Source organism: Clostridium sp. NkU-1, from assembly GCA_001312405.1.
The window spans coordinates 1-9,309 of the sequence record BBDR01000031.1; the positions used below are offsets into that span (position 1 = coordinate 1).

Below are 9,309 nucleotides of genomic sequence, written 5' to 3' on the forward strand. Positions count from 1 at the left end.
GTACCTTTTTATCAAATAATCTAATGATATTAATTATCATTTTGTATGCTAAATCCCGGCAAAACAAACATTACTTACTCATCTGGTTTTCATTTTTATATTTTGACCTGAAGGCTTTTGTTTTCATAAATACTAATATAGTAGAATATTCCCTTGACCTCATGCCATAATTAAGAATGACAGGAGGTTATTTTTAATGAAAAATTTTTATGGATACATGAGGGTCTCCTCATTAGAGCAAAACACGGAACGGCAAAAAGTAGAGCTTCTGCGCTGGGGCATTATTGACAAGAACATTTTCTGCGACAAATTGTCAGGAAAAGATTTTAACAGGCCCCAATATCAAAAGTTAAAAAGAAAATTGAAAGAAGGAGATGTCCTTGTTGTAAAAAGCATTGACCGTCTGGGCAGAAATTACGATGACATACAGGAAGAATGGCGGGAAGTCGTGAAAACAAAAAAAGCTGATATTGTGATTTTGGATATGCCCATTCTGGACACAAGAACAAATAAAGATTTAATCGGTACCCTGATATCCGACATTGTCCTGCAGCTTCTTTCCTATGTGGCACAGGCGGAGCGGGAAAACATCAAACAGCGGCAGGCAGAGGGGATCGCCCTTGCAAAAGCACAGGGAAAGCATCTGGGACGTTTTCCGACCCCAATTCCTAAGGAGTTCTACCCTGTCTACGAAAAATGGCAGCAGCGAATCTATACCCTTGAGACCGCCAGCAATGAACTGGGCATCACTGTCAGCCAGTTCAGGACAATGATTAAAAAAACACAAGTCAAAAAAACAAAGACTTTTTAACACATGATTCCATATAACAGAAAACAGGCAGAACCGCTGCTTTTTATCAACGATCCTGCCTGATTTAACAAACACAGATTTTATTTTACATATGTGAAAGAGCAACAGGAACCAGTCTCACTTCAAAAACAAATTCTTCATCATCAAGCCGGTATTCTTTCCGAAGCTCCGGACCGCAGCTTGCCGATCCGATGCCGTCCTGACGGTAATCCAGGCAAAGTACTGTAAAGCCCGATGGAGCCAGTTCAAAATTATGGGCCTTTTCTGTCAATTCCTCCTGGGTATAGACCGATGCATTAAAGGAAAAAGCCTGCTCTGAGACTGCGAGAGGGAGACGCCTCCGCCATTTATTGTCACAAAATCGCAGTCGCTCCTGCTTCCGTTCTCCTGCGGTCTTAAATAGTCCTCATGCATTTCCTTTACCCCGGCAGTAAATAACCCGTGATAACTTGCCCTTCTCTTATCCACGTAATTTTCTACAGGTCCCAGGCCATAATAAGTTGCCTGATCCATGGTCTTTGGAAGGAAAAGGCGAAGGCCGAACCTTGGAAGCTCCGGGAATTCCAGGTCTCTTTTCACATGAAGCTTCCCATCTAAAATCCCATCCCTTCCTATAATCCACACAGCCTCAATCATCAAAATTCTCTGGACCACAGCCGCGGTAACAGACAGCATGGTACTTATTTCCACCCGTCCGTCCTTTACTTCAAAGGAGGTTTCATAAGCCCTGGATATGGCCCGGTCATAATGGGCCGCCATCCACTTATTCTTTATATATCTGTCATTATCCGTTGGCGCTCTCCAGATGTTATATTCCATGGGATGCTCCAGAAGGGGTTTGTTTTCAAACACCATGCCCTCAAAACAGCCGGTCAGCTTGTTATAGGTATAAGCAAAGTTTGTTCCGTCTATGAAAAGGTAGCGGTCATCCTCCTGACCGTGGGGCACGCCCTTTCCCCTTCTTTTGTTTCCTGTTCCTTTAACAGGAAAACCCCTGTCTGGTTTCTCATATCTTCATTTTCAAGAAGAATCTCATCAAATCCCAAAATGCTTCCGGCTTTTAAAAGGGCGGTATTCTGCTTTAATAAATACTGGATCTTCAGATAGCATTTTCCCTTTTCAGGAACCTCAAAGTCCAGAGTCAGACTGCCTTTGCCATGAGGCTTTATTTCCGGTAAATCCCCTTCGCCAAGAATCCCCTTTTCAGTGACTGCTCCGTCACAGGTCACCTCATACCCAATGACCGCATAATCCCTCAGTCCGGTAAAATCCATGCGGTTTTGAAGCACCAGCTCCTTCTTTTCCTGATCAAAGGCTACCAGCCTTGCCGGGCGGTACACATTTTTAAATTCCATCAGCCCGGTGTGAGGCCTTCTGTCCGGGTATACCAGGCCATCCATGCAGAAATTGCCGTCATGAGGGTATTCGCCATGGTCTCCTCCATAAAGGTACATGGGTTTTCCATCCAGGGTTCTTCCCTGATAGATGGCATGGTCGCACCACTCCCATACAAAGCCGCCGCAGACCTGGTCATACTGGTCAAACACCTTAAAATAATCTTCCAGATCGCCAGGTCCATTGCCCATGGCATGGCTGTATTCACACAGGATAAAAGGCTTTCCTGCATTTCTTCCAATGTATTCATGGATCTCCTCCAGCTTTGGATACATACGGCTGTATAAATCCAGATTGGAAAAATCATAGGTCTTGTTCCTGTCACGGTAACGGGCTGCCTCATAATGGGTGAGCCGGGAAGGATCAAAAGCCTTAGTCCAGGCCAAAGCTGCTTCAAAGGTACAGCCATAGGCACATTCATTCCCCATGGACCAGATCACCACGCTTGACCGGTTCTTATCCCGTTCCACCAGAAGCTTTGCACGGTCAACCGTGGCCTGGGTAAACTCCGGATTATCTGCAATAGCCCTGTTCCACCGTTCATGCACAGTCTCCGTGGAGCTGTCTTCCATGTAGACGCTATTGGTTCCGTGGCTCTCATTGTCAGCCTCATCAATGACATAGAAGCCGTACTCATCACACAGCTGGTAAAACTGAGGCCGATTGGGATAATGACTGGTACGGATGGCATTGACATTGTGCTCCTTCATGATCCTTAAATCCTTTTTCATCTGTTCCAGGCTGATGACAAACCCTGTCACAGGATCACTGTCATGGCGGTTGACGCCATGGAATTTGATCTTTTCCCCGTTTAAATAAACCACTCCATCCCTTATGGTGATTTTCCGGATTCCCAGGCGGTCCACGATCACCTCATTCCCACACTCCAGGACAAGGGTATAAAGGTATGGCTGCTCTGCATTCCAAAGCACCGGATTTTCTATGGTCAAATGAAGCCTGCCCTCCTGAGGGAATCCTTCCTGACTGGCGGCCAGCTTTCCATTGGAATCATATACCAGAGCCTTTATTGGCAGCTCTTTTCCAAAAAAGGTGATCACTGCCTGGATGTGAGCCTGGCTCTCTTCCAGGGAGGTTGTTAAAAAATAATCAAAGATTCCCTCTTCCGGCCTTTTTAAAAGATATACATCCCGGAAAATACCGGTCATGCGGAACTTATCCTGGTCTTCTAGGTAGCTTCCGTCACACCATTTTAAAACAAGGACAGCTAAGGTATTTTCCCCTTCACGGATCAGGCATGTCACATCAAATTCGCTGGTGGCATGGGATACCTGGCTGTATCCCACATAGCTTCCGTTCAGCCACACATAAAAGCAGGAATCCACGCCTTCAAAGTTTAAGTAAGCCCTGGGAGCATTCTCGTCCCTTTCATAGACAAAATGGCGGACATAAGCGCCACAGGGGTTTTCAGCCGGAACATAGGGCGGGTCCATGGGGAAGGGGTAGCGGATGTTGGTATACTGGTGCCTGTCATATCCATAGTTCTGAAAACAGCCGGGTACCGGGATATCATCATAATTTCCCGTATCATAGCCTTCCTGGAAAAATTCCTCTTTCACATCATAAATGCTGTCATAATAGCGGAATTTCCAAGTCCCGTTTAAAAGCTTAAACCGGTCGGAATTTTCCCTGTGCTCCACAAGGTCAAACCGCGTCTGGGAAGCTGGAATGTAGTAGGCTCTGTTTGGCATGGTATTTTCATGAAGCAAGTGGAGATTTTCATAATGTTTGGGTACGATCATGGTCGGTTCCTCCTTCTGTTATTACCTTTCATTATAAAATGAAAAGGCAGAAAATCCATATCTCAGATTAGACAAAGTATGCACAAAATGATACACTGTTCATAAAAGCAATAAGCCGTGCAATACAGGACACAGGAAAATTTTCGTTGTGCCCATACATAAGAAAATTACATTGCCATCCCATGAATGAATAAAGGAGTCCGTATATGTACACCAACACAGGATATATGAACCTAACAGACGACGAACTTGAGGACAGCACTCTTCCTCTTAAGACAAACTGCTGCGGCGTCTACCGCCTGCTCACCCGCCCCGTCATGTCCACCATACGGCCCTTGGGACGTCCTGATTACCAGATTTTATACATCTCATCAGGAAAGGCATGGTTTACCTTCCAAAAGGAGACCATGGAGGTCCCTGCCGGAAACATGGTGCTTTATAAGCCTGGCGAGCCTCAGCAGTACGCTTATTATCTGGAAGATAAATCAGAGGTATTCTGGCTTCATTTCACTGGTAAAGAAGCCGGAGATCTTACCCTGCAGTCAGGCTTTGGTGACAGCCATATCCTATACACCGGTGTTTCTTCCAAATATCAGGAAATATTTCTTGCCATAATCCGGGAACTCCAGCTCCCCCGCCCCTGTTTCGAAGAATTGACCTCCCTTCATCTAAGGCAGCTTTTCCTTCTTCTAAAACGGCAAAGGGAAGAAGGGGGATTTCAAAAAACAGAGATCCAAAAGGAAATGGAAAAAGCGGTCCATTACTTTCATGAGAATTTTTCCACGGACATCGAAATTGACCATTATGCCAGAAAGCTCCATATGAGCACCTGCTGGTTTATCCGCAGCTTTAAGCAGTATACAGGAATGCCTCCCCGCAAATACTTAACTTCCATCCGTGTAAAAAAAGGCCCAGGAGCTGCTTGAAAGCACTGACTACGGCATCGGAGAGATCGGCAGCATTGTCGGCTATGACAATCCCTTATACTTCAGCCGGATCTTTAAAAAAACAAACCGGTACTTCTCCCGGAGAATACAGAAAAGCGGCAAGGTGAGCTTCCCTCCCCTGCCGCTTCTTCTATCTTCCCACCAGACGGTAGGTCTGGCGGTATTCCTTTGGTGTTATTCCCATATACCGCTTAAAGATTCTTCTGAAATAATCCACATCATGATAACCGCACTGGTAGGCTATCTCATTTCCTGTTAAGTTTGTCTCTATGAGCATTCTGCACGCCTTATTAAGCCGTGCCTCATGGATCCCCTCTGTGAGCGTTTTCCCATAAACCGCATTGTAGACACGTCCCAGGTAGTCCGGGCTGCAGTCCAGCTTATCAGCCAGTATGGAAGAGGATAAAGGCTCTTCAAAGTGATTTCTGATATACTGCCCCGCCTGGTTTGCCAAAAGCACCTTCTGCCCGGTCACTTCCATTGGAGAAAGGGAGTCGCTGAGCTCGCACAGCAGCTCTAAAAGCACCAGGTTCAAGATGGTCCGGTCCCCCCTGCAGACATTCTGTCGCTTGATGAATCGGCGGAAAAGCTCCTCAAACTGCTCCGGCTTTCTGATGCGGATGAGCTGGGGCAGGGACATAATATCCCGTCCGGTCCTCACAGCCTCCTCTTCCAGGTGAAAATGAAGCCAGTAAAAATTCAAATCTTCCTCAAACTCCCTTGTCCCCCAGTGATGCCTTCCGGGAAACAGGATCAGCGCTTCCCCTTCCTCCACGTTATACGTTACGTCCTCTTCGGCAATTCCCAGGATTCCGGAATTTACATAGATGATCTCAAAGGAATCCATGACCCGGTCCGCATGGCGTCCCCTGCCTCCAGTCATTAAATACCCTGCATTTAACGCCCTCACCGGAAGCACAGCCTTCAAATTTAAGTAATGTTCCATAATAACCTCCTGTCACCCCAGTCGGAATCCTCCAGTTTTTCGCTTCTTTTTCCTCTTGTATCCCATCCATTATACTGGCAATATAGAAAGAGGAAAACCTTTAAAAAAAAGAATATCAGATATCTAACAAAAAGAAAAGGGGATTGCGGCAGTTATGCCGCAGAAGTTCGATGATAGAAGCTGTATTACTCTTAAAAGAAAAAGTGTCCCGCACCTATTTTAGCGGAACCACCATGACAGAAGCAGATTTTTCCAAAGGCAGAAGGCTCTTTATTGCAGAGGCTGCTGTGCCAACGGAATTGTAACACTGACTACCGGAGCATTCCTCTCCGGTTATGCCAATTCACTGGGAGCCACTGATTCCATAAACGGAATCATCGGTTCCATCCCGGTCCTTCTTTGCACTCTTCAGATGTTTTCCTCCATCCTTCTGGAAAGCCTCTGCCGGAAAAAAATGCCTGATTTCCAGTTTTTCATTTATCCACAGGCTTCTTCTGGCCTCGGTCTTTTTTGTGCCCCTGTTTATAAAAACTCCAGGACTCCGCCTGACAGCAGCAATCAGCATCTATGGAGCGGCCCATTTTTTTGGAGCCTTTATCGGAACCGGGACCGGGAACTGGATCCTGCAGCTAGTTCCCCAGCACATGAGAGGGAATTATCTGGGGAAAAAGGATTCCTTTGCTTTTGCCTTTTCCACCGTTTTAAGCCTGATCATGGGCTGGGTCATGGACCGGTTCCGCAGCTCTTCCATGGAACAGACCGGCTTTCTTGTGGTCGGGACCGTAGTCTTTTTCATCGCCTGTACGGACTTCTGGTGCCTTTCCTCCATCAGTGAACCGGAAAGCATTCCCCACCGCCAAAAGCTTCAGGATGCTGTATGGAAGCCATTAGCCGACAAAGAGTACCGGAAGGTCATGCTCACCTATATGTTCTGGAACCTGGCCCTTCAGATCGCAGGTCCTTTTTTCAGCGTCTACATGGTCACAGGGCTTAAATTAGATTATACATACATTACCTTTTTGGGCCTCATCTCCTCGACCGTCCGTGTCCTGGCAGCCTGGCTCTGGGGGCGCCTGGCCGACGCCACCTCCTGGCTTTTGGCCGCCCGCTGTTCCATGGGAATGCTGGGCCTTGTCCATGCCAGCTGGCTTTTCATGACTCCTGACACCTGCTACACCCTTCAGCCTGTCTTACAGGCATTGTCCGGCGCTGCCTGGGGAGCATTGCCATATCCGTCTTTAACCTTCAGTATCATTATGCCCCTGCGGATAAGCGTGTGCTTTATGTCAGCTCCAATTCCTCCTATGCAGGGCTTTGCGGCTTTCTTTCCACCCTGCTTGGAGCCTTCCTTCTCAGGGTTTTTCCTTCCCTGGAAATTGGGGGAGTTCCCATAACCGGAATGCAGCTGCTCTTCCTTCTTTCCGGAATCCTGATCCTGGGATGTGTTTTTTACATGGGAAAGCTCCGGTCCGTTTCCCTCTAAATCCGCCGGTCTTTGCAGGATTCCCGGCTTATTTCAAGCTGTCCACTGCAGCCCGCTCAATGGAAAGCCCTTTTCTGTACCGTTCCATAAAGGCCTGGAAGCCTGCTTCATCCTCCGGGTCAGGCTCCATCCTGATTCCTACTTTATCCTTAAATACCTTTTCAGCCAGATAATGATCCAGGGATTCCCCTTCCTCCTTACGAAGCATATAGGAGGCTAAAAGTGCGGCTCCCCATGCTCCTCCTTCACCGGCTGTCTCCATAACGGAAACCGGAACCCCCAGGGCGGCAGCCCATGATCCTCTGCCCCGTTTCCCTGGTCTTAAAAAGCCCTCCATGGCCCAAAAGCACGTTAACACGGACTCCTTCCTCAAACAGGATATCCATACCCATCTTAAGGCTCCCAAAGCCGTATAAAGGTGGACCCTCATAAAGTTTGCAAGATTAAAGCGGCTTTCCGGTGTCCGGACGAATACAGGCCTTCCTTCTTCAAAATGGGTAATATGTTCTCCGGACAAGTATCCGTAGGAAAGCATTCCTCCCCCATCCTTATCCCCTTCCAGAGCTTTCTGATAAAGGATAGAAAACAGGGAATTCCTGTCGATTTTCATTCCCATTTCAACCGCAAATTCCTCAAACAGGGAAACCCAGGCATTTAAATCTGAAGTACAATTATTGCAGTGAACCATTGCTACTGCATCTCCGGCCGGAGTTGTCACTATGTCGATTTCCGGATAAACCCTGGAAAGCTCCTTTTCCAGCACCACCATTGCAAACACACTGGTACCGGCAGATACATTGCCGGTTCTTCTTGCCACGCTGTTGGTAGCTGTCATCCCGGTTCCGGCATCCCCTTCCGGCGGGCATAATGGGATTCCAGGCCTTAAATTCCCGCTGGCATCAAGAAGCCTTGCCCCCTCCTCAGTAAGTATCCCTGCTCTCTCTCCTGCGGTCAGCACCCTTGGCATAATATCCCGAAGCTTCCAGGGGAACTGCCGGGGAGCAACCAGCTCATCAAACTGCTCCACCATGCGCTTATGAAAATCCTTTGTGCCGCTGTCCACAGGAAACATCCCCGAACAGTCTCCGATGCCAAGAACCCGCTCTCCCGTCAGCTTCCAGTGAACATAGCCCTCCAGGGTAACCAGGTAATCAATTCCCGGCACGTGCTCTTCCTGGTTAAGGATTGCCTGATATAGATGTGCAATACTCCATCGCTGGGGAATTTGAAAGGAAAACAGCTCCGTCAGCTTTTTTTGAAGCCTCTTCCGCCATGGTATTCCTCCAGGTCCGGAAGGGCACCAGCAGTTCTCCCTTCCTGTCAAATGCCATATACCCATGCATCATGGCAGAAAAACAGATGGCTCCCATCGTGGTAAGAGTTTCCCCATACCGCACTTTGACCTCCTCTGCCATTTTTCTATAACTCTCCCTTACTCCTTCCCATATATCCGGGATAGAGTAGGTCCAGACGCCGTTTACATACTGGTTTTCCCAGTCATGGCTGCCGGAAGCAATGGGATTGTGATCTTCATCTATCAGTACGGCCTTAATTCTTGTGGAACCAAGTTCAATTCCCAGGGCGGTTTTCCCTTCCCTGATACACACCCCTATTTGTTTATCCATCATTTAAACCCCCTCCTGACTCATGTCCGCCTCTTTATTTCCTCAATGTTTGCCGTGTCTAAAAAAATCTCATACACTTCTTCCTCCTTTTTTCATGAAGTAACTAAAGTTAATTTTATGTATTTTACCATAACAAGGAATATTTTACAAAAATCCCCTTAAAAGCCCGGAGAGAGAACGCACAAGGAAGGCCTGTATTCTTTCCGTATTTCTATGTTTTTTCCACAACCGGCCGGATAATCAGAGAGAATATGCACAATTTTAATTTTAAAATTAAATAAATGATTTGTTTGACACTTTAGAAAATTGAGAATTATATTATTAAATTGAATATACCCCCAT

The 9,309-nt window shown here is 47.0% G+C and carries 11 protein-coding genes; 4 read left to right on the plus strand and 7 right to left on the minus strand.

Features of this window, described 5'->3' with window-relative positions; translation table 11 throughout:
• The first annotated feature begins 196 nt into the window (after positions 1–196).
• A complete protein-coding gene (locus JCM10519_RS24235) occupies positions 197–811 on the plus strand; it encodes a recombinase family protein (RefSeq protein WP_054742520.1) in 615 nt (204 codons plus the stop codon).
• Between the two features lie 85 nt (positions 812–896).
• Here JCM10519_RS24235 and JCM10519_RS33675 read toward each other — a convergent pair whose 3' ends face one another.
• From JCM10519_RS33675 to JCM10519_RS24240, 3 genes are read right to left on the minus strand one after another with little or no spacing between them, the layout of a single operon-like run.
• A complete protein-coding gene (locus JCM10519_RS33675) occupies positions 897–1,178 on the minus strand; it encodes a hypothetical protein (protein WP_347845373.1) in 282 nt (93 codons plus the stop codon).
• Positions 1,079–1,759 (minus strand): hypothetical protein, encoded by a 681-nt coding sequence (locus JCM10519_RS33680; protein WP_347845365.1) that lies wholly within the window; start codon positions 1,757–1,759, stop codon positions 1,079–1,081. Before JCM10519_RS33680 ends, JCM10519_RS33675 begins: the two co-directional genes overlap by 100 nt.
• Positions 1,720–3,966: a glycoside hydrolase family 2 TIM barrel-domain containing protein gene (locus tag JCM10519_RS24240; protein WP_347845366.1), complete on the minus strand. Its 2,247-nt coding sequence runs from the start codon at positions 3,964–3,966 to the stop codon at positions 1,720–1,722. The genes JCM10519_RS33680 and JCM10519_RS24240 overlap by 40 nt, the downstream gene beginning before the upstream one ends.
• Positions 3,967–4,172: 206 nt before the next feature.
• Here JCM10519_RS24240 and JCM10519_RS24245 point away from each other — a divergent pair, with 206 nt between their 5' ends.
• Entirely contained in the window at positions 4,173–4,892 is a 720-nt protein-coding gene (locus tag JCM10519_RS24245; protein WP_347845367.1) for an AraC family transcriptional regulator, read from the plus strand.
• A 151-nt stretch (positions 4,893–5,043) separates the two neighbouring features.
• Here the strand turns inward: JCM10519_RS24245 and JCM10519_RS24250 are convergent, their stop codons facing one another.
• Positions 5,044–5,859, minus strand: coding sequence for a helix-turn-helix domain-containing protein (locus JCM10519_RS24250; protein ID WP_054742522.1), 816 nt, complete (start codon positions 5,857–5,859; stop codon positions 5,044–5,046).
• A gap of 170 nt (positions 5,860–6,029) precedes the next feature.
• Here JCM10519_RS24250 and JCM10519_RS33685 point away from each other — a divergent pair, with 170 nt between their 5' ends.
• Positions 6,030–6,164, plus strand: a complete 135-nt coding sequence (locus JCM10519_RS33685; protein ID WP_347845368.1) for a hypothetical protein — start codon at positions 6,030–6,032, stop codon at positions 6,162–6,164.
• A gap of 38 nt (positions 6,165–6,202) precedes the next feature.
• Here JCM10519_RS33685 and JCM10519_RS33690 read toward each other — a convergent pair whose 3' ends face one another.
• Positions 6,203–6,424 (minus strand): hypothetical protein, encoded by a 222-nt coding sequence (locus tag JCM10519_RS33690; RefSeq protein ID WP_347845369.1) that lies wholly within the window; start codon positions 6,422–6,424, stop codon positions 6,203–6,205.
• Between the two features lie 79 nt (positions 6,425–6,503).
• On the opposite strand from JCM10519_RS33690, the gene JCM10519_RS33695 reads away from it, so the two are divergent.
• Positions 6,504–7,253 (plus strand): hypothetical protein, encoded by a 750-nt coding sequence (locus JCM10519_RS33695; protein WP_347845370.1) that lies wholly within the window; start codon positions 6,504–6,506, stop codon positions 7,251–7,253.
• A 117-nt stretch (positions 7,254–7,370) separates the two neighbouring features.
• On the opposite strand, the gene JCM10519_RS24260 is transcribed toward JCM10519_RS33695, so the two are convergent.
• Together JCM10519_RS24260 and JCM10519_RS33700 are read right to left on the minus strand one after the other, a co-directional pair.
• Positions 7,371–8,507 (minus strand): FGGY-family carbohydrate kinase, encoded by a 1,137-nt coding sequence (locus tag JCM10519_RS24260; RefSeq protein ID WP_347845371.1) that lies wholly within the window; start codon positions 8,505–8,507, stop codon positions 7,371–7,373.
• Positions 8,508–8,520: 13 nt separating this feature from the next.
• Positions 8,521–8,970, minus strand: coding sequence for an FGGY family carbohydrate kinase (locus JCM10519_RS33700; RefSeq protein ID WP_347845372.1), 450 nt, complete (start codon positions 8,968–8,970; stop codon positions 8,521–8,523).
• Positions 8,971–9,309 lie beyond the last annotated feature (339 nt).